This is a genomic window from Zobellia laminariae, assembly GCF_030553095.1.
In the GTDB taxonomy this organism is placed as follows: Bacteria; Bacteroidota; Bacteroidia; order Flavobacteriales; family Flavobacteriaceae; genus Zobellia; species Zobellia laminariae.
This window is the reverse complement of the sequence record NZ_CP130738.1, coordinates 1223165-1243831: the sequence shown is the minus strand read 5'-3', so window position 1 is coordinate 1243831 and position 20667 is coordinate 1223165. Positions and strand designations below refer to the sequence as shown.

Here is a 20667-nt window from a genome sequence, read left to right as displayed (position 1 = left end):
CTACTGTTCCAAGATTTTCTTCAATACAATCTGCGCCGCATAAGTTCTGTTATTGGCCTGTTCTATAACAAGCGATTGGTCACCATCTAAAACAGCATCTGCAACCACTATGTTTCTACGTACAGGAAGACAATGCATGAATTTTGCGTTACCTACTTTTTCTGGTGTCATCGTCCAGTTTTTATCTTGGCTCAGTACTTTGCCATAATCAGAGTAGCTACTCCAGTTTTTTACGTAAATGAAATCAGCATTTTCACAAGCTTTTTTCTGGTCGTACTCGATGGTTGTCCCTTTGGTAATTTCTGAGTTCAACTCGTATCCCTCCGGATGTGTAATAACAAAATCGGCATCTTGCAAATGCATCATCTCAATAAAAGAATTGGCAACTGCATGCGGTAATGCCTTTGGGTGCGGCGCCCAAGAAAGTACCACTTTAGGTCTAGCCTTAGTGTTTTGTTCGGATAGGGTAATGGCATCTGCTAGGGCTTGTAAAGGATGACCTACCGAACTTTCCATATTTACGATGGGAACACTGGCGTATTTTTTGAATCCGTTCAAAACCTTTTCCGCCTCGTCTTCCTCTTTGTCCTGTAATCCAGCGAAGGCTCTAATGGCAACAATATCACAATACTGAGAAATAACCTGTGCAGCTTCCTTAATGTGCTCAGAAGTGCCTTGGTCCATAACGGTACCATCAGCATATTCTAAAGCCCATCCTTCACTTCCAAAATTCATAACAATAACTTCCAATCCAAGGTTCATAGCTGCTTTTTGAGTACTTAAGCGCGTACGAAGACTGTTGTTGAAGAACAATAAACCAATGGTTTTATCAGAACCTAGGCTTTTGTGTTTTCTGGGGTCTTCTTTTAAGTCCCGGGCTTCCTCCACCCAATTGTCTAATGAATCTATGTCTTGTAAAGAAAGGTAATGTTTCATTTATGCTCTGTTTCTCTAACTATTCTTACTTATTTTCTGTGGATGTGTTCTACATCAATGGTCTTCTGAAAACTGACCATCTTTGGTTTTTATTTTGGTATGTTTTCCTGAACCGGCAAAAGCATCCGTAATGAAGCTATCGTTAAGTCCGTTTACAATCCATGTTTCTATACCTGCATTCTGTGCAATGGTCGCAGCTTCAACTTTTGACTGCATTCCGCCAGTACCGTGCGATGATTTTCCAGAGCTAACTTCTTGTTGTAAACTAGAGACGCCCAACACTTCGGAAATGGTCTCTGGTTTCCCATTCTCTATGGAAATTTTGGTGTAGATACCATCTGTATTGGTGGCAATCATCAAAAGGTCTGCTTTAAGAAGCGCTGCTGTTAGTGCCGCTAATTTATCGTTATCACCAAATTGAATTTCATCTGCAGCAACCGTGTCATTTTCATTAATAATGGGAATGAAATTGTTGCTTACCAAGATGTCTATGGTATTTTTGATGTTGGCTTTGGATTTTGGGTTTTCAAAGTCTGAGTACGATAAAAGACACTGTGCTGAAAAAAGGCCAAGCTCTCTAAAGCTTTCTTGGAACATACGCATTAAATGGGGTTGTCCAATGGCAGCTAGGGCTTGTTTTACGTTTATATCTTCTCCATTGTGTTCCAGTTTTACGAATTGTTTGGCTGCGGCAATAGCGCCCGAACTCACAATAATAAACTCATAGTCGTCTTTGAGCGCCGCAATTTGCCTACCTATATCCTCTATCTTTCCTCGGGAAATCTGGTTGGTTTCCTTCGTTAAGGTATTTGAGCCTATTTTTAATAAAATCCTTTTTTTCATTAGGTGTTCTTTTACTTCATCTGGGTGATAGAGAATATTTGAAATTTATCCTCTTGTTTGCCCGTTTCCTTTTACATACCACTTATTGGTTACCAAATGCTGAAGACCGATAGGGCCTCTTTGGTGTAATTTATCCGTACTGATGGCAAGTTCCCCACCTAAACCAAATTGACCTCCATCTGTAAAGCGAGTGGAAGCATTGTGATATACTGCAGCCGTATCCACATTATTCATGAAATAGTCCGCTGTTTCATTATTTGATGTGATAATCGCTGCTGAGTGGCCACCACCATATTTGTTTATTCTTGAAATAGCATCTTCAATATCTGAGGTTTGTCCAATTACAATCTTGTAATCTAGGAACTCTTCATACCAAATTTGTTCATCTTCTATGGTTTTAGTGCCTTCCATACCAGAAATAACATCATCGGCAAAAATTTCAACATTACTCTTTTGCAACTCTTGTATTAAGTGTTGAAGAAATTGTTGTTTACGAGGCAAATCCGAAGAAATAAGAACCTTGTCTAGTGCATTACAAGCTGATATTTTAGTAGTTTTTCCATTGATGATAATATCAATAGCCATTTCTAAATCTGCTTCCTCATCTATGTATACAAAATTGTTTCCACGACCACTTATAATAACTGGGCAGGTAGCATGTTGCTTTACAAAAGCAATTAGTCTTTCTCCTCCTCTAGGTACAATAAGATCTACTTTTTGGGTAGGTTTTTCAAGAAAAGCCTGTGTTTCCGTTCTGTCAAATTGCAAATAGGTAACCCAATCTTCTTCGGCTTCGTTGGCTTCAAGAGCCTTGTGCCATAAATCCACCAAAAATAAATTACTATTCAGCGATTCTTTTCCGCCTTTCAATAAAATCTTATTCCCTGATTTAAAAGCAATACCAGCTGCTTCAATAGTAACATCAGGTCTAGATTCGTAGATAATTAGAATAGTTCCAAAAGGAGCAGTTTTATTGCTAACCTGCATGCCGTTGTCATGGGAAAAACTAAAACGTTCAACACCCAAAGGCTCTTCTTGAGCTGCAAGTTGTTGCAGGCTCAGAATCATACCATCTATTTTTCCTTGGTCAACTTTAAGGCGATCACGCATAGCGATATCATCACCCAAATAACTGTCCATATCTATTTTGTTGGCCGCTAGAATAGCAGTCCGTTCTTTTCCCAACAATTGCGCCATGTCTAAAAGGACAGCGTTGCGTTTTTTGATGTCTAATAGTAAACTCATTACAATTCTGCTTTTAGGGCGGTGAAAAAGTATCTAAATAAGCTTCGGTAATATTCAAAGCGGGAAGAACCCGCAATACATGTTTATCCTTAGCCCCTCCGGTAAATAGTTTTTGATTGTGAATCAATCGTTTTCTTAAATCGGCAATCTCAAAATCAAATTCAAGGCCTAACATTAGTCCTCTACCTTTTACTTTTTTGATTTCAGGTATTTCTGCGGCCAATGCTCTGAAATAACCTTCTAAATGCGCTGCATTTTCAATGAGTTTTTCATCTTCCAATACTTCTAGAACCGCTAAAGTAGCCACGGAAGCCAAATGATTTCCTCCAAAAGTAGTTCCTAATAACCCATAAGAAGCTTTGATGTCTTCATGGATTAAAATGCCGCCCACGGGGAAGCCATTACCCATTCCTTTGGCAACGGAAATAATATCTGGTTGTATGTTGTGATGTTGAAAAGCAAAGAATTTACCGCTTCTACCAAAACCACATTGTACTTCATCTGCAATAAGTAAAGCTTCGTTGGCTTTGGCTAATGCTGCAATTTTTTGAAAAAACTCAGTAGTTGGCTCGTCTAAACCACCAACACCTTGTATGGTTTCTATAATAACCGCACAAACATCGCCTTTTACTATTTCAGACTCAAATGCCTGTAAATCATTGAAAGGCAAAAACGTAACTTTTTGCTGTAAGTTGATAGGAGCGTTTATCTTGGGGTTATCCGTAGCGGCAACAGCTGCAGATGTACGGCCGTGAAAACCATTGGTGAATGCAATTACCCTTGATTTTCCTGTGTGAAAAGAGGCTAGTTTTAAGGCGTTTTCATTGGCTTCAGCACCAGAATTACATAAAAAGAGATTGTAGTTTTCGCAATCTGAAAGTTTACCAAGTTTTGTAGCCAGTTCTTCTTGCAGCGGGTTTTTTACAGAGTTGCTGTAAAAACCAATTTTATTTAGCTGATCGGTTAGGCGTTTTACGTAATGTGGGTGAGAATGACCAATAGAGATTACGGCGTGTCCACCGTAGAAATCTAAATAATCTATTCCTTTTTCATCTGTTACTACAATTCCTTTTGCTGAAACTGGGGTGACATCGTATAATGGGTAAACATCGAATAAATTCATAACTTTTGCTGCTGTGCTGATCATATTTTCTGGCACATTTTTTAGCGAGGGGTTTTACAACTGACCCTCTTTAATTCTACTGATTTTTTCATAGGAAGCTACGATTCCTTGTATAAGGGATGAGCTTAAACCTTGGTGTTCCATTTCGTTCAAACCTTGAATAGTACAGCCTTTTGGGGTTGTTACCCTATCAATTTCTGCTTCTGGGTGGCTACCGGATTCAATTAGCAAGCTAGCTGCGCCACTACAGGTGTGCATGGCTAATTCTTGTGCCTCTTTAGCATCAAAGCCTAACTGAATGGCACCTTGTGTGGTAGCGCGTATTAAACGCATCCAAAAGGCAATACCACTGGCACAAATAACCGTTGCAGCTTGCATTTGCCCTTCGGGTATTTCCATAGAATGACCCATGCGATTGAAAATGGCCTTCGCTAAATCAATTTTCTTTTTACCTTTTTCATTACTACAGATACAGGTCATAGATTGACCAACTGAAATAGCGGTGTTAGGCATACTTCTTATAATATTATAGTCCGCGCCCAGAATAGCTTCCATTTTGGCAATACTGAACCCTGTAATGGTAGAAATTACCACATGGTTTTCAGTAAGCAAATCCTTGATGTCCTCAAGAATATTTTCTAGTTGACTAGGTTGCACGGCTAGAATAATAATATCAGAATTTTTAACGGCCTCTCTGTTGTCTGAGGTGGTCGTAACATTACCGTACTTTTCATACTCCGCTATTTCAGAAGTATTTCTTTTCGTAAGGTACATGGTTGTGGCACCGTTGGAATTTAGAATTCCTTTTGCAATGGAAAGTCCTAAATTCCCAGCTCCTATAATGGCTATTTTCATTTTCAAATTTTTGGTTGTTTCCGTTTTAAGTCCGATGGAATTTTATTGCGGAAATAGTTTTCTGTTAATCGTTAAAAAACGCCAGCTTTAAGGTTAAGGCCTGTGCCTTCTCCAAAGCCGAAAATAAGGTTCATGTTCTGAATCGCCTGCCCGGATGCGCCTTTGAGCAAATTATCTATAGCCGAGGTGATAAGTAACGTGTTTTCGTGCTTATGCAAATGAATATGACATTGATTGGTATTTACAATTTGTTTTAGGTGAATAGGCTCTTCGGTTACTTGGGTGAATAGCGCATCGGCATAAAACTCCTTGTACAAAGCAATAGCATCCTCTAAACTCCCGTCATATTCGGTGTAAGCCGTAGCAAGAATACCGCGGGTAAAGTTTCCACGGGTTGGAAGAAAGAACAACTCACCTGAGTCTGATTGCAACGATTTTAAACTTTCGTTTATTTCGCCCAAATGTTGATGGGTGAACGGTTTGTACCAACTAACGTTATTGTTTCTCCAGCTAAAATGTGAAGTAGCAGAAGGACTAACTCCTGCACCAGTACTACCGGTAACCGCATTGATATGAACGGTATGCCCCAACTTATTTGCTTTTGCCAGAGGTAAAAGAGCTAATTGAATAGCCGTAGCAAAACAACCATAGTTGGCAATATATTTAGCCTTCTTTATCTCTTCTTTTTTAAGCTCAGGAAGTCCGTAAACGAATTTTTTTCCTTCAAAAACAGCATCGGCCTGCAACCTGAAATCGTTGCTGAGGTCAATTATTTTCGTGTTTTCAGAGAATGTGTTTTCCTGTAAAAATTTAGAGGAATTACCATGACCTAGACATAAGAATACGACATCTACATCAGGATTGATGCTTCCTGTAAATTCCATTTCAGTGGTTCCCAATAAATCAGCATGTGCCGTTGTAACCTTCTTGCCAGCTCTGGTTGTACTGAAAACAAAATCTATTTCAGCTTCAGGATGATGCAAAAGAATTCTAATGAGTTCCCCGCCTGTATAACCAGAACCGCCAATAATTCCTGCTTTAATCATTATTCTGATTTACGTGGTTATATATTTTTCCAGAATTGGAAAGTATTTTTATAAAACCTTTTGCATCATCAGCAGACCATCCTTTATTTACTTCACCGTAGCTACCAAAAGCATCGGTCATTAAATCATGTTTAGATGAAATTCCGTTTAATCTAAACTGGAAAGGGTAAAGGCTTAGGAAAACATCACCAGAAACGTTCTTTTGTGTATCTGTTAAGAATGCTTCAATATTTCTCATTACAGCATCTAGGTAGTTGCCTTCGTGCAATAACATTCCATAGAAGTTACCTTGTTGTTCTTTTTGGAATTGTTGCCATTTGGTTAGGGTGTGTTTCTCTAATAAATGGTGTGCTTTTATAATGATTAATGCGGCAGCAGCTTCAAAGCCAACTCTACCTTTTGTACCAATAATGGTATCTCCAACATGAATGTCTCTGCCAATAGCATATTTAGAAGCCATAGCTTCTAGTTTTTCTATATTGGCAACAGGAGTATCTTTATCTCCATTAACTGCAACAAGTTCACCTTTTTCAAAAGTTAGTTTTACATCTGTAGGTTCTTTTTCTTGTAATTGGCTTGGGTATGCACTATCAGGTAATGCATTTTGAGAAGTTAATGTTTCTTCACCACCAACAGATGTTCCCCAAAGACCTCTGTTAATAGAGTATTTTGCTTTTTCCCAGGATAATCTACACCATTCTCTTTTAGGTAAGCAATTTCTGTTTCTCTAGATAACTTGTTATCTCTAATAGGAGTGATGATTTCAATCTCCGGAGCAATGATTTGAAAAATCATATCAAATCTTACTTGGTCGTTACCAGCACCAGTACTACCATGAGCGATATAATCTGCACCAATTTTTTTGGCATAAGTTACTATCTCTATAGCTTGTACAATTCGTTCTGCACTAACAGATAGGGGATATGTATTGTTTTTTAGAACATTACCAAAGATGAGATATTTTACAACTTTATCGTAAAAAATCTGAACGGCATCAATAGAAGTATACGAACTGGCACCCAATTGTATTGCTTTCTCTTTTATAGAAGCAATCTCTTCTTTGGAGAAACCACCAGTATTTACGCTTACTGCATGTACATCAAAACCTTGCTCTTGTGATAGGTATTTAGCGCAGTAGGAAGTGTCTAATCCGCCGCTATATGCTAAAACTAATTTTTTCATTTTAAAAATTGTATTGTCTCGGCCATCATCAAATAAATCAATGACCTATTAGGTTATTCGTTTGTTTTCTTTTTAAGAAAAAGCGATTCTTTAATGCTTTTGAGTCTTTTGAAAGCTTTACTGTTGATATGTTCTTTTTCAACTTTTTTCTCTTTCACATCTGAATCATATAGCATACCTGTACAAAGGCACATTTTACGTTCGGTACGTGTAAGGATATCAAAATTTTTGCACGTCTGACAGCCTTTCCAAAACTCTGGGTCATCGGTTAGTTCAGAAAATGTAACTGGTTTATAACCAAGTTCGTAATTCATTTTCATCACCGCCAAGCCAGTAGTGATACCAAATATTTTAGCATCTGGAAATTTGTCTCTCGAAAGCTCGAAAATTCTTTTTTTAATTTTTTTTGCCAATCCTTGATTTCTATAATCAGGATGAACAATAAGGCCGGAATTCGCTACGAATTTCTCGTGCCCCCAGACTTCTATATAACAGAAGCCGGCAAATTTGTCGCCATCTAAAGCAATAACGGCATTACCATTCTCTAAACGTTTCAGAATATATTCCGGTGTACGTTTAGCTATGCCTGTGCCTCTTACCTTAGCAGATTCCGTAATGGTATCGCTAATGATTTGAGCGTATTTAAGATGTGACTTGTTAGCAATAATTATGTTCATTGCCAAAAGGGTTTAAACTGTAAAAAAAATGAATTGTTGGTCGTTTTGCGGAAATGGACTCACCTATTCCCATGAAATATATACACCCTTACGGGCGACGGCGAGAAGCCGGGCGAACAGGAGCAAGATTGCTCAAAGTGTTAAATATGTGTCTTTGTCCTTTCATGGAAAACCAAATGTACAAGATTAGGACGAAAGTATAAAGGTGTTCGGTTAATTTTTGCGAAAAATAACAAATTGCTCTTTTGAGTTAAAAATTTCGTAAATCAAAAACGCATATACGGAAATATATTCAACGGCAATTAATCCTAAGTTTTCTTTAAAGTCTATCCTTGAATAGGCGTAATAGCTAAGTATTACCGTAGCGGACCAAAGTACAGCAAATTTATAGCGAGTAAAAATGCCAAGCACTACCAGAAATATAATGTACCAAGGGTGTACTGTAGCAGACATGAAATAATACAAAGTAAGTACGGCGAGCATTGAGGTTATTAAAATCGCTATTTTCTGATTGTCTCTTAAAAAAGTGAACAGCAGTACAACTAGTACAGTAATAATAGGGGTTATTTTTCCATAAGTTTTTATGAGTTCCCAAGGTTTGCCGTCAAACTGAATCGAGATTTGTTTAATAGCATTGTAAATACCGGCATTGAATTCAAAGTTTGAAAACCAGAGGCCTACAGTTTCGGAATAGTTAGCAATGAATTCAGAAGAGTAGAACGGGGCGAACATCAGTAAACAGCTTGCGCCTATTATGATATAGAAGGTTATACTTTTCTTGAAGCCCAGATGTTTAAGGAAAAGGGGTAAAAACAATAAGGGTACAAGTTTTACGCAAATAGATAGGGCATATGGAATGGCTGCTAATCTCCATTTTTTAACGGATAATAAATAGAGCGACCAAACAAAAAAGAAAAGCATAACACCTTCAAAATGTAGGTTTCCAGTAAGTTCTATTATAACCAAGGGGTTCAGGAAATACCAAAATATGAGATATGGTGATTGGTTAAGGTTTTTTAATAGTTTTCTGCCAAAGTACAAGATGCCTATATCTGCCAGAATAATCATGGTTTTCATAACGAGTACGGAGCCCATAATACTTTTGCCGCCTAAAAGGGCTGCTATGGCAAACAGTAACTGATTTAACGGTGGGTAGTTACTAAAGTGTTTTGCGCTAAGACTTCCCATACTTTCATAAAGGAGTTGAGCATTGGGGATGACTAAATCGCTTTGAGTAATTAAGTCGTTAGGAACTTCCAAGTAGGGGTTTATGAAATTGCCAACAAGGTGTCCGTCCCAAATAAAACGATAATAATCCTGAGAGAGATTTGGTTCTGTTATCAAGAAAATGAGCCTAAAAATAACACCTACAACCAAAAGAAACTTTAGATTCCATTTTTCGAATTGTATAAGTTTTAAGCACAGAAAAAAGGAAGCGGCAAAAAGAGTTAAGAGCTTAATAAAATCTGTACGCTCTAGTTGAAAAGCAAAGGTGTAATAGAGAATAGCACCCAATAGGGCCATAAGTATGGGCACTTTGTGAAGCTTCCAGTATGTGGCAGGTGTATTGGGCATTTAACGGTTTGTTCTTATTACCGAAAAAATAAGGAAATTAAATGACTTAAAAATGTTTATTGAATATGGCTTAGTTTTATTAAGCACGAGCCGTAAGCGACTTTGTGAAAACAAATCCAAAACCTATAAAAAGCATAAAGTGAAAAGGAAAAAGTCCAAAATCATTTAAAGGAATAGCGCTATACATCCCAAATAGGAAATATACCATAAGAATAGCCTCTAAAATCATGTTGGGAGACAATTTCCTTAAAGGTACTTATTGCCTTTCCAAGAGTCTGTAAGGTTGTTTAAATTGAATTTAGGTGTACGCACAAACTCACTTCTTTTGCCCATATGACCTTCAAGAACAGCAATAGAATTGTGTAATGAAAAACCTAATGCCACTGAAAAGAAAGTAAAGAACAATTTAATGTAGTCTATGAAATTATCAAAGCTACTACCCTGAATACTTTTATAAGTAAACCAATAACAGACAAATAGTATTATAGTACTTAAAACAAAGAAGCTTAGTAACGTAAATACGATATCTAACTGCGGATATAAAGCTTTAATATACATGGCCGGAATGCTTAATAGGGCAACCAGAAATACACATAAGAACATAGAACTGTTCAAAAGGTGCATTACGCCATGAAATTTAGTTTTGAATGAAATGTTTTTAGCGGAAACAACGTTGACCACCGTTTTTCTAAAGTTTTCAGCACCACCTTTATTCCAACGAAATTGTTGCGAACGGGCCGCACTAATAACAACAGGAAGTTCTGCAGGTGTCTCAACATCTTCAAGATACTTGAATTTCCAGTTCTTTAATTGTGCTCGATAACTAAGGTCAAGGTCTTCCGTAAGGGTGTCTCCTTCCCAGTTTCCGGCATCTATAATACACTCTTTACGCCAAATACCAGCAGTACCGTTAAAATTAATGAAATGCCCCTTGGCATTTCTACCTACCTGTTCAAGGGTAAAATGAGCATCCAAAGCAAAAGCTTGAATACGTGTTAAGGTAGAATACTCGCGGTTAATATGACCCCATCGTGTCTGTACAACACCAATTTCTGGATCTTTAAAATAAAGAACAGTCTTTTTTAACCAATCGCTAGAAGGTAAAAAATCAGCATCAAAAATAGCTATGAATTCACCTTTTGCTATCTCTAGACCTTCCTTTAAAGCTCCTGCTTTAAAACCTTGGCGGTTTTCACGGCATATATGTTGAATATCAAGACCGGTTTCTTGTAATGCTTTTACCCGTGCAGCAGTTTCATGTACCGTATCATCCGTAGAATCATCAAGTACCTGAATTTCAAGTTTGCTCTTAGGATATTCTATTTTTGCAATGTTTTCCAACAAACGCTCCATAACATATTCTTCGTTATAGACAGGCAGTTGTATGGTAACGTAAGGAATCTCTTTTGGATCTAGAAGATTAAATTTTGGAGCAATTTGGTTGCGTCTTTTATATCCTAGGTAATTAACCAAAAGGTTCAGTTGCGCTAGACTATAAAAAAATATCAATAGTAGTGCTACACTATAGATTGCGATAATAATGTAAGCAATGATTAAACCCATATATTATTTTATGCTGTATTTAAAAATCCAACCTAATATTTTGATGCCCGCAAATATACTACCTTTTACGGTACCGGATACTTTGGACACTCCAATTCTTTTTTTGTAACGCACTGGTACTTCGGTATATGCCAACTTTTTCTTTAAAGCCTTCAATTGCATCTCTACCGTCCACCCGTAAGTTTTGTCCTCCATGTTGAGTTCTAACAACTTACCATATGATATAGCCCTAAACGGACCAAGATCGGTAAATGTTGCACCGAACAATAATTTCATTAAAAAAGTAGCCAACCAATTGCCAAAAATTTGCTGTGGAGTCATACTACCATCTTCTCTAAGTCGCTTTACACGGGCTCCAATTACAAAATCTACTTCTTTATTTAGTATTGGGGCTACAATCTTATCAAGTTCTTCCGGATAATCAGAAAAGTCTCCGTCAATAAATACGACAATATCGGGTGCTTTGGATTGTTTGGCAATATGGTCCATTCCCATTAAACAGGCGTAGCCATAACCCATTCTGCTCTCGGTCAATACAGTAGCTCCTGCCGCTGTAGCATTTTCAGCTGTTTTATCAGATGAATTATTATTGACTACTATAATTTCGGAGACCGATTTTGGAATTTCACGGATTACCGAAGCTATAGAATCTGCCTCATTGTATGCAGGAATTATGACTTTAATGTCTGGTTGTGGCATTAGTGAAGCTTATTTTAAAGTATAATTATTTTTTCCTTGTTTTAAGGGAATGTGTTTTCCGTTCCAAACCAGTTCGCCCTTCATTTTCTTAGGGATTGTTATCTCTGCTGAAAGCTTGGTTTTTGATTTTTTTAAGTTGAAAACAATATTTCCTTTGGAAGTAGGAAGTAATCCATCCATAGATTGAAGCTTGCCAAAAACGGGAGCAATTCTTACTTCTTCAAAATTATTTTTAACTGATTCTATTCCTGCTAAATAATTAAAATAAAAATAGGCTGGGGAGGCACTCCATGGGTGCACTTCTGAGCGTGTTGGTTTCTTTTTACTTTCAAAACGCTCTAAGGTTGTGGTCATATGATCGTTAATCATAGATTCCCAAGGTTTCTGGGCCAAGTCAAAAAGTTCAGGTGCGCCAACTTTTTCTATTGCTTGAAATAAATAGAAACGATAGTAGTAGGTTGCTTGTAACAAATTTTTATCATTTAAAATTTTTGTCAAAAGTGCTTTCTGTTGATCTTCATCAATAGCATCTGTAAGAATGGCCATGATGTTGGTATGCTGGTCATAAATAGTTTTGTCCGGACGTTCTGCAAAGACCTGTTTGTTTGCATCATAGCAAAGGTCAAATACAGATTTTTTTATGGCATCTGCTCGGTTTTGGTATTTTTCAGCAGTAGGGGTATCGCCAATAACTTCAAATAATTTTGCGGCGTTTTGTAGCGCATGTACATAATGAAGGCTTACCACGGCAGAATTTTTTCCATTGTTTTTTGTTGCTGTTCCTTTACCGTCATTGGGTCCTGAATACCAATCTATAAAATATCTATATTTGGTTTCATTCACCAAGTTCAATTCGTTCATGTTCTTTTCAAAACCGGCTAACGTATGAACGATACCGTCTTTATATTTCTCTATAAAAGATTTGTCGTCAGTAAGGTTGTAGTAATCAGAAACCATATCTACCCAAACTAAAGAATAGGTGGGGTAAATAAAAGTAGACCTAAGTGGGTATGCTCCTAAAATATTGCCCTCTGCATCTCGCGATTGATGAAATTGTTCAATGGCATTTTTAGTATGGTCTAGGTTACCGCTCATAGCTTGCCATAGTAGCGCATGAATTTTAGTATCACCCACATACTGCATGGTTTCATAATAGGCATCGCTTAAGAAATAATCTTGCGTACAGATGTCTACCGTTCTTTTACAGATATCAAAAATGTCATTATACATTTTATCGTCAGAGGTGAAACTAGCCGAAGAAGCAATGTTCGTTCTTGAGCGATAATTGATAAAACTATCTAAGACCAATCCTTGTTCTTTTGTCTTTATTTCAAACTCAACAAAACGGAAGGTACGCATCCAGTTGGGAGTAAACTTTTGAGCGTCTTTTCCGTTAGAAACAATACTGTCATAGTAGCCTAAGAGCTTTTTATTTTTGATGTCATCTCGATCTCCTTTTTCATCATTCTCATCAAATAGGTTTTCTGCATACTTTATTTTGATGCTGGCATTTTTTCCTTTACTGAAAATAAGTTCAGGGAAACCATTGGTAACGTATTTTTGGTCTATTAGAAAGGTTGCTATTTTGTTACTTGGAATCTCAAGCTTTCCTGAGGCAGGGAAAGTGGGGAGTGTGGTTTCAGAACTTCGTACAGTACTTTCAATAGGTTCTTTTTCCCAAGTAAGTAATGGTAAGTTGCGCGGTTCAAGTAAATAGGCCATTGAGCCCCCCATGCTGCTCGCACCTTCAAAAAACATGGTTCTAGACCAATTGGAATCATCAAAACCCAGTTGTTCCCAATCCGTAGGGTATTTGTTCATGTCTACAAAATCCGTAGGGTTGTTGGCATAAAAGCCACCTACAATAGATTTTGGCCCGCCTCCACGCCAGTTAACATCTATGGCTTTATAGGAGTCATCCAATGAGCATAACCAAGTATCTCCTTTTCCAGTGGTAGTCAGCGTTTTTGCATTTTCTGTTACTCCGTTTACCATTACACTGGTAAAAATGGACTGAAGACCGTAGAAGCGTCGCTTCCCAAAGTTGATGACTTTTACGGCAATAACGTTCTTGCCATTTTGAAGGAATTTTTTAAGGTTTAGGGTTTCGAACTTCCAGTGCTTAATATCACTTAATTGTGGACCGTGAGTTACCATTTTTCCATTTACGTAAAGGAAATAGTGGTTGTCCGCAGATATGTTTATAATGAAATCTTGATTTACATCAGCAACATCAAAAGTGTTTCTAAATAAGATTACTCGGTCTTCACCTCCGCTTATATCGGGGTGACTTACCCAGCTGGCGTTAATGTTCTCAGTGGTATACTTTACATCAGGGTAATTAAGCTCAACTTGCGCCGATATGGAAATTGAAAAAAGAAGTAAAAAGATAAGCAAAGGGGAACGTGTCATTATTTAAGGTCTGATAAGTTGTTTTCGCGTCTAAAACTACTAAAACTAAACCATTCCTTAATTTTTTTGCCGTTTTGATATTTCTCCGCAGATATCAATTCTTCGTTCACATACTTTAGGCAGTACCCATTTTTTTTGCCGTTACTCAATTGGCATTTGTGGCTAACTTTTCCCATAGAGTCATAGAATAACCACCAATTAGATTTCATTCCGTCCTTGTAATGACCTTCTTGTAAGGGTTTGCCGTAACTATCGTAAAAGTACCAATAAGATACACGTTGGTTGTTTTTGTAATAGCCTTTTTCGGCTACTTTACCATTGGTGTGGTAGAATTTCCAAAAGTTAGCCTTTACGCCATTTTTTAACCAACCTTCTTCTTTAATAATTCCACTTTGGTAATATTCTTTATGGTATACGGAATTCTCCTTAGGTTGTAACCCGGAAAGAACAAATAACACCATTAAAAATAGTTTCGAAAACATTGTTGGAATTGTATAGTTAAATTGTCGGTTTTTGAAAGGAGAACTAACAAAAAAACCTTTACACTTTTTTTTCTAAAATGTAAAGGTTTAGTGTATGACAATATAATCAAAGGTTATGCCAACTATTTTTTATTTACTAAATCCATCAAATCAACATCATTACCTAACAATACTTCTGTAGGGTTGATACGGCCTTCTTCTGGACCATTTTCTAATTTTAGAACACCACGTGGGCAAACTGCTGAACAAACACCACAGCCTACACAGCTGGATCGTACAATATTTTCTCCTTTTTGAGCGTAAGCGCGTACATCAATACCTTGTTCGCAATAGGTAGAACAATTACCACAAGAAATACATTGTCCGCCGTTGGTAGTAATTCTAAAACGAGATTTAAAACGCTGTACAAAACCTAGGTAAGCAGCTAATGGACATCCAAACCTACACCACACCCGGTTACCAAAAATAGGATAGAACCCTGTTCCAATAACACCTGCGAAGATTGCACCAATTAGTAAGCTATAGGTATTTTGTACACTCTGGGTCTTAATGCCAAATATGGTGCTAGATTCAGTAAAGAAACTATACAGCGTCATACCGGTCATAACAACAGCAAAGAGTAGCACACCATGTATCAACCAACGTTCTACTTTCCAAGAAAATAATGATTTGCTTGAATGCTGGCGATAAGGGTCTCCTAAGGTTTCTGCCAATCCTCCACAGCCACAAACCCAAGAACAATACCATCTTTTTCCAAAGAAATAAACCATTACAGGTACGATAACTAAAGTTAGGACAACACCCCAAACTAGAATGAATAATCCAATGCCACCGCTATTAAGTAGTTCTTTTAAATTCCACTGAAAAAAGAAATCATAGTCTAAAGGAAACGCATTTTTGAAATCATAATATGGCATTTGTAAACGCACCATCATTTCAGGAATCAAGAAAGCAAAGACAATTTGAAAAAATAGAACAGATGTTGTCCGTACTACTTGGTAAACATTGTGGCGGTATTTTATGTACATCCGTACAGCCATTACTGTCATTACCGTACAATACATGAAACCATAAACAAACCAATGCCCTGCAGGATTACCACTAAGACTTTCGCTAATTGGGTCTACTAGAAATGTCCAGTTTACGGCAAACTCAGGTCTGAAGTATAGGATTAAATAAAATGAAACTAAGAATATGAATACTAATAAGGCTATCCAACCTCTGTTAGTGGCGCTATCGTGATAAACGCCATCATTTTTAATCCCTTTTTTACCCAGTAAAATAACATTGGGTAAAATGAACATTAATGCGCCAATTATACCAAGACCAAAACTTAAAAACCACATAAGGCCTTTGTTTTGCGATATAAACCCAGTTCCTGATTTTTTACCTATTAAGGCAGCCATATCATGACCACTGGTATAGATTACCTTGTTGTATTCTTTGTTTTTTTTATGTTGGCTATTTGCCGCATCCAAAGCAGAGCTTATCGTTGGCGATAGACTTAGCATGCCATTGAAATCTTTGCCAACTACATTTTCATTTATAGATTGAATAAAAACATCACTTTTAATGTTCTTCTCCTTTACGATATCATCAAAGGTGCTCTGGTCCAAACTGAACGTGCCTAGTACAGGAACGGCAGTAAAAACGGCAAGTCCTATTAAAAATATGACTAGACCTAAGTTTTTTATTGCTTTCATTTTTTATTTATGGTTAAGCTTTGCTAAAAATTCGTTTCCAACTTTTTTTCTGTACGGATAAGTTGGTTTGCATTACCGAGTTGTACTTTGATATGATTTCCTCTTCGTAATGCGAATAGAATTCAGGGTCAAAATTGGCATCTTTTAAATACTGCATTACATGGTCAATATCTCGTTCCTCGGTGAGCCAACGGTCAAATATTTCATGGCGCATACGAATGCCAAAGGTGTTGATGCCTAGGAATTTCTTGGAGTCCTTATGGTAGGATGCCGTAATACAGATTTTTTCGGAAGCATGACGCCAATGAAAATGACTTTCATGTTCTTGTTTTGACCTTTCACTAAAAACCCAACCGTAAGTTTGGTATTCAATGTCCAAAAATTTAGCGGAGTTAAACCAATGCCCAGGACTATACTGTCTAGGTTTACCACAAATAGTTTGTGACAATGCTTCGCCCATCATACGTCCGGTATACCAGACGGCTTCAATAGGTCTTCTGTTGCCAATGGCTTCGTGCTGTTCGGCACAATCTCCTATGGCATAAATATCTTTTATATTGGTTTCTAGAAATCGGTTGACTTTTACGCCCCTCCCTAATTCAATACCAGAATCTTTAAGAAAATCTATGTTTGGGGTTACACCAGCCGTTAGGCCTACCACATTACATTCTATAGTTTCGCCCTTATCTGTTGTAATGGCTTTAGCTCTACCATTCTCGTCCGCTATAATTTCAACTAGATTGGTTTCCAGTTTTAAATCGATGTGATGTTCTAGAATATGTTCGTTAATCATTTCGGATTCTCCAGAAGGAAGAACGCCGTTCCAAAAGCTATTTTCACGAACCAAGAAGGTTACGGGAATTTTACGTGAGCGTAGCATCTCTGCCAGTTCAATACCAATAAGACCACCGCCAACTATAACTGCACGGTTACAGACTTCTTTATTGGGAGCATTGGCCTCTATTTTATCTAAGTCTTGTTTTGAATATAGACCCTGCACACCTTTTAAATCTTGTCCTTACCAGCCAAATTTATTTGGTTTTGAACCTGTCGCAATTATTAACTTATCATAGGCTAATTCTTTCCCTTCCGCTAATACTAGTGTTTTCTTTTCATGGTCAACAGCAGTGACAAAGCCTTTGAGCAGTTCTATTCGGTTTTTTTTCCAAAACCAATTCTCATAAGGTTGTGTGTGTTCAAATTTCATGTGGCCCATGTAGACATACATTAGGGCTGTGCGGGAAAAGAAATAATCGGTTTCTGCCGATATAATGGTTATTTTTTTATCGGATAATTTTCGGATATGCCTTGCAGCAGTTACACCTGAAATTCCGTTACCAATAATGACGATATGCTCCATAAATTAATTGGGTTGTTGCGGGTTCTGTCGTTCTTAAAGGTAATAACTTAACGAGCTTTTTTAATTTAGAACGATTTTAAATGTTTGCGATTTATGTAAGGTTTTGGATGAGATAACGAACATGTAAAGCCTTGATTGCGAAAATTTTAAATAATCAATAAATAATTCTCTTTTTTTGTATGGATGTTAAAATCGTCTCGACAGAAATGGCAAGCATAACAACAAAACTATCAAATTATGAAATTTTCAATCTTGGTTATTTTTCTTTCAATGGCCACTATATCAGCTACTTTTGGACAAGATACAGCTGAATTTTTTGCAAAGGCAGACACCTTCTTTAAGACTAATGTAACAGATGGTCGTGTTAATTATTCAGCAGTTAAAGGAAATGTATCAGATTTAGACAACCTACTTGATGCTGCAAAAAAAATAAACGTAACAGAATCCAACGCAAATGAGTACCAAGCGTTCTGGATTAATAGTTACAACCTTCTTGTAATTAAAGGAGTAGTAGAAAATTATCCACTAAAATCTCCATTAGATGTCGGTGGTTTTTTTGACAAGAAAAAATATGAAATAGGAGGAAAGAACACGACTCTTAATGATATAGAAAACAAATTATTACGCGCCAAATTTCCATCGGAAGCTCGTTTTCACTTTGTGTTGGTGTGTGGTGGTTTAGGCTGTCCTCCTATAATAAGCGAAGCATATAAGCCCGAAACTCTAGATGCTCAATTAGAAAAGCAGACTAAAATGGCTTTAAATAACCCTCAGTTTATTCAATTGAATAAGAATAAGGTAAAAATCTCTCAGATTTTTGAGTGGTATAAAGGTGATTTTACTCAAAAGGGACAAAGCTTGGTGGACTTTATAAATAAGTACAAAACAGAACAACTTCCTGAACGGACTAAGGTTTCTTATTATCCATATGACTGGACCTTGAACGAAATAAAATAACAACCAGCCCTAACTTTTAAACTGAAACTTATGAAATCAATAAAAAGAAATTTATTTCTTTCGGGCCTTCTTTTGGCCAGTACTATAGTGTTTGCACAAGAAGATGCGGATGATCAAGACAATACAACTCAGAGTAATATTCAACAATACACACCTTCTAAGTTAATTGGAAAAGGGCAAATAGATATAAAATGGTTTAATAACCTGTATACACAAACTGAAAGTACGTTTAGCGATGGTAAGGAGCCTAGGCAGACATTCTTTACTTCTACTTTAGAAGCTTATACCGGTGTTGGTGAAGATAAAAGGTGGAATATAGGAGCTATTTTTGAATTCCGGTCAAATGTAATTGGAGATAGAGATGCCCTAGATGTGTTTAAGTTTGATGGAGAAGGTAGTACTGCACGTTCAGGCCTAACTTCTATAGCGCCATCCGTGAAGTTCGTACCGTTTAGGTCCATAAGTAATTTTTCTATTCAGAGTTCTTTCTTTATCCCATTGGTAGATAATGAAACGGAGTATGGAGTATTCTTGGACCAAAAAGGATACATCTGGCAAAACCGATTTTTCTATGATTATACATTTCATAAATAAATGGCAGTTGTTCAGTGAGTTAAATTCTGAGTTAAGTTTTGGTGATAAGGAAGAAAGCTTTGCTAACAACAGTTTGAACTTAACGCCAGGTGTGTTTTTAAGTTATTTTCCTAGCTCTAAATTTACCATTTTAGCTTTGGCGCAACATTCCCAGCGTTTAGATTTGGGTAATGATTTTGCCCAGAACTTTACTGCGTTAGGCGGTGGTGCAAAATACCAGTTAACCAATGCATTAAACTTAGAGGCATTATACACCAATTTCGTAAGAGGAAGCAATACCGGTCTTGGGCAAACCTTTAATTTGGGTTTACGGGCAATTTTTTAAGAGGTAATCATAAATACTGTATTTTAGGGGTCTTAATAACGATACATGCGTAGATTAGGACTCCTTTTTTTGTGTCTACTTCAGTTTTCCTGTTCAAGTCAGGATAAGAAAAAAATTAATGGTGTAAGCTTTGTAGCCTCAAGAAATGAGGTGCTTCAAGAACATATAGATGGCGTAAAAGAAGTCAATGCAAACCACGCGGCAGTAATGCCATTTGGCTTTATTCGTGATGTGGCTTCTCCTGAAATAGTTTTTAATACGGAACGCCAATGGTTTGGGGAAACCAATAAGGGAGCAATGCAGTACATTGGCCTGCTTCATAAAAATAATATCAGGACTATGGTAAAGCCGCAAATTTGGATTTGGCGGGGAGAATTTACTGGTACTTTGCACATGAATTCCGAAGAGGATTGGAAAAAACTTGAGGTTTCCTACTCCAAATTTATTTTGGCCAATGCTAAAATGGCCCAAGAGACCCAATCCGAAATATTTTGTATTGGTACCGAACTTGAGAAATTTGTAATTAATAGATCAGAATATTGGCATGCGTTAACTGCAGAAATCAGAACTATTTATGATGGAAAACTTACCTATGCGGCCAATTGGGACGAATATTCTCGTGTTCCTTTTTGGGAAGATTTGGATTATATAGGAATTGATGCGTATTTTCCGCTGTCGGAAGAAAAGACACCTTCGGTAGAACAACTACGGGAAGGATGGCAACGGTGGAAAGGAGATATCGCTGCGCTTTCGGAAAAAACAGGTCGTCCTGTTGTGTTTACGGAATTTGGCTATAGAAGTATGGATTATACGGCTCATAAGCCTTGGTTGGTAGATAGAAATGAGGATCAGGTAAATCTAGTTGCTCAGGTAAATGCTAAAAAAGCCATTTTCGCAGAGTTTTGGGATGAAGATTGGTTTGCCGGCGGTTATGTGTGGAAGTGGTTCATAGATTATAAGAAATCTGGTGGGAAGCAGACAATAGGTTTACGCCACAAAATAAACCGGCACAAGAAATAATAAAAGAAGTTTATAAAAATCATTGATATGCGTTCAGGTATTTTTTTTATTCTATTCCTTTTAACGGTGA

14 protein-coding genes and 4 pseudogenes are annotated in these 20667 nt (G+C 37.2%); 3 read left to right on the top strand and 15 right to left on the bottom strand.

Going from position 1 to position 20667, the window contains the following annotated elements; genetic code table 11:
• The 15 genes and pseudogenes from Q5W13_RS06040 to Q5W13_RS05970 all read right to left on the bottom strand — a co-directional run bounded on the left by Q5W13_RS06040 (nucleotide 1) and on the right by Q5W13_RS05970 (nucleotide 17701).
• A complete protein-coding gene (locus Q5W13_RS06040) occupies nucleotides 1-936 on the bottom strand; it encodes a Rossmann-fold NAD(P)-binding domain-containing protein (protein ID WP_304445703.1) in 936 nt (311 codons plus the stop codon).
• Between the two features lie 54 nt (nucleotides 937-990).
• The gene (proB, locus tag Q5W13_RS06035) at nucleotides 991-1779 is read right to left on the bottom strand and encodes a glutamate 5-kinase (RefSeq protein WP_304445702.1); all 789 of its coding nucleotides are present in this window, start codon (nucleotides 1777-1779) and stop codon (nucleotides 991-993) included.
• 45 nt (nucleotides 1780-1824) lie between these two features.
• Nucleotides 1825-3024: a glutamate-5-semialdehyde dehydrogenase gene (locus tag Q5W13_RS06030; protein ID WP_304445701.1), complete on the bottom strand. Its 1200-nt coding sequence runs from the start codon at nucleotides 3022-3024 to the stop codon at nucleotides 1825-1827.
• Nucleotides 3025-3037: 13 nt separating this feature from the next.
• The gene (locus Q5W13_RS06025) at nucleotides 3038-4147 is read right to left on the bottom strand and encodes an aspartate aminotransferase family protein (RefSeq protein ID WP_304445700.1); all 1110 of its coding nucleotides are present in this window, start codon (nucleotides 4145-4147) and stop codon (nucleotides 3038-3040) included.
• A 54-nt stretch (nucleotides 4148-4201) separates the two neighbouring features.
• Nucleotides 4202-5002, bottom strand: a complete 801-nt coding sequence (gene proC / locus Q5W13_RS06020) for a pyrroline-5-carboxylate reductase (protein WP_304445699.1) — start codon at nucleotides 5000-5002, stop codon at nucleotides 4202-4204.
• A gap of 71 nt (nucleotides 5003-5073) precedes the next feature.
• Nucleotides 5074-6048 (bottom strand): N-acetyl-gamma-glutamyl-phosphate reductase, encoded by a 975-nt coding sequence (argC, locus tag Q5W13_RS06015; RefSeq protein WP_304445698.1) that lies wholly within the window; start codon nucleotides 6046-6048, stop codon nucleotides 5074-5076.
• Nucleotides 6041-7230 (bottom strand): annotated as a pseudogene (locus Q5W13_RS06010) (argininosuccinate synthase). The gene argC and the pseudogene Q5W13_RS06010 overlap by 8 nt, the downstream one beginning before the upstream one ends.
• A 53-nt stretch (nucleotides 7231-7283) precedes the next feature.
• Nucleotides 7284-7907, bottom strand: coding sequence for a GNAT family N-acetyltransferase (locus Q5W13_RS06005; RefSeq protein ID WP_155598043.1), 624 nt, complete (start codon nucleotides 7905-7907; stop codon nucleotides 7284-7286).
• Between the two features lie 213 nt (nucleotides 7908-8120).
• On the bottom strand, nucleotides 8121-9482 hold the full coding sequence (locus Q5W13_RS06000; protein ID WP_304445697.1) for an MptA/MptB family glycosyltransferase: 1362 nt from the start codon (nucleotides 9480-9482) through the stop codon (nucleotides 8121-8123).
• 79 nt (nucleotides 9483-9561) lie between these two features.
• Nucleotides 9562-11045, bottom strand: a pseudogene (locus Q5W13_RS05995) (cellulose synthase family protein).
• 3 nt (nucleotides 11046-11048) lie between these two features.
• A complete protein-coding gene (locus Q5W13_RS05990) occupies nucleotides 11049-11744 on the bottom strand; it encodes a glycosyltransferase family 2 protein (protein WP_304445696.1) in 696 nt (231 codons plus the stop codon).
• Between the two features lie 9 nt (nucleotides 11745-11753).
• Entirely contained in the window at nucleotides 11754-14156 is a 2403-nt protein-coding gene (locus Q5W13_RS05985; protein ID WP_304445695.1) for an alpha-L-rhamnosidase-related protein, read from the bottom strand.
• Nucleotides 14156-14617 carry a toxin-antitoxin system YwqK family antitoxin gene (locus Q5W13_RS05980; protein ID WP_304445694.1) on the bottom strand — a complete coding sequence of 154 codons (462 nt, stop codon included), beginning with the start codon at nucleotides 14615-14617 and terminating at the stop codon, nucleotides 14156-14158. The genes Q5W13_RS05985 and Q5W13_RS05980 overlap by 1 nt, the downstream gene beginning before the upstream one ends.
• A 143-nt stretch (nucleotides 14618-14760) precedes the next feature.
• Entirely contained in the window at nucleotides 14761-16341 is a 1581-nt protein-coding gene (locus tag Q5W13_RS05975) for a 4Fe-4S binding protein (RefSeq protein ID WP_304445693.1), read from the bottom strand.
• Between the two features lie 13 nt (nucleotides 16342-16354).
• Nucleotides 16355-17701: pseudogene (locus tag Q5W13_RS05970) on the bottom strand (NAD(P)/FAD-dependent oxidoreductase).
• 237 nt (nucleotides 17702-17938) lie between these two features.
• Here Q5W13_RS05970 and Q5W13_RS05965 point away from each other — a divergent pair.
• The 3 genes and pseudogenes from Q5W13_RS05965 to Q5W13_RS05955 all read left to right on the top strand — a co-directional run bounded on the left by Q5W13_RS05965 (nucleotide 17939) and on the right by Q5W13_RS05955 (nucleotide 20597).
• Complete coding sequence (locus Q5W13_RS05965; RefSeq protein ID WP_304445692.1) at nucleotides 17939-18658, top strand: DUF547 domain-containing protein; 720 nt, start codon at nucleotides 17939-17941, stop codon at nucleotides 18656-18658.
• A 30-nt stretch (nucleotides 18659-18688) separates the two neighbouring features.
• Nucleotides 18689-19577: pseudogene (locus tag Q5W13_RS05960) on the top strand (hypothetical protein).
• Between the two features lie 45 nt (nucleotides 19578-19622).
• Nucleotides 19623-20597 (top strand): glycoside hydrolase family 113, encoded by a 975-nt coding sequence (locus tag Q5W13_RS05955; RefSeq protein ID WP_368662446.1) that lies wholly within the window; start codon nucleotides 19623-19625, stop codon nucleotides 20595-20597.
• Nucleotides 20598-20667 lie beyond the last annotated feature (70 nt).

Bases quoted from the DNA above. Each gene is read 5' to 3' on its own strand.
- Q5W13_RS06040 (WP_304445703.1), bottom strand. From the start codon at position 936: ATGAAACATTACCTTTCTTTACAAGACATAGATTCATTAGACAATTGG.
- argC (WP_304445698.1), bottom strand. From the start codon at position 6,048: ATGATTAAAGCAGGAATTATTGGCGGTTCTGGTTATACAGGCGGGGAA.
- Q5W13_RS06000 (WP_304445697.1), bottom strand. From the start codon at position 9,482: ATGCCCAATACACCTGCCACATACTGGAAGCTTCACAAAGTGCCCATA.
- Q5W13_RS05980 (WP_304445694.1), bottom strand. From the start codon at position 14,617: ATGGTGTTATTTGTTCTTTCCGGGTTACAACCTAAGGAGAATTCCGTA.
- proB (WP_304445702.1), bottom strand. From the start codon at position 1,779: ATGAAAAAAAGGATTTTATTAAAAATAGGCTCAAATACCTTAACGAAG.
- Q5W13_RS05965 (WP_304445692.1), top strand. From the start codon at position 17,939: ATGAAATTTTCAATCTTGGTTATTTTTCTTTCAATGGCCACTATATCA.
- Q5W13_RS05985 (WP_304445695.1), bottom strand. From the start codon at position 14,156: ATGACACGTTCCCCTTTGCTTATCTTTTTACTTCTTTTTTCAATTTCC.
- Q5W13_RS05990 (WP_304445696.1), bottom strand. From the start codon at position 11,744: ATGCCACAACCAGACATTAAAGTCATAATTCCTGCATACAATGAGGCA.
- Q5W13_RS06025 (WP_304445700.1), bottom strand. From the start codon at position 4,147: ATGAATTTATTCGATGTTTACCCATTATACGATGTCACCCCAGTTTCA.
- Q5W13_RS06005 (WP_155598043.1), bottom strand. From the start codon at position 7,907: ATGAACATAATTATTGCTAACAAGTCACATCTTAAATACGCTCAAATC.
- Q5W13_RS05955 (WP_368662446.1), top strand. From the start codon at position 19,623: ATGCGTAGATTAGGACTCCTTTTTTTGTGTCTACTTCAGTTTTCCTGT.
- proC (WP_304445699.1), bottom strand. From the start codon at position 5,002: ATGAAAATAGCCATTATAGGAGCTGGGAATTTAGGACTTTCCATTGCA.
- Q5W13_RS05975 (WP_304445693.1), bottom strand. From the start codon at position 16,341: ATGAAAGCAATAAAAAACTTAGGTCTAGTCATATTTTTAATAGGACTT.
- Q5W13_RS06030 (WP_304445701.1), bottom strand. From the start codon at position 3,024: ATGAGTTTACTATTAGACATCAAAAAACGCAACGCTGTCCTTTTAGAC.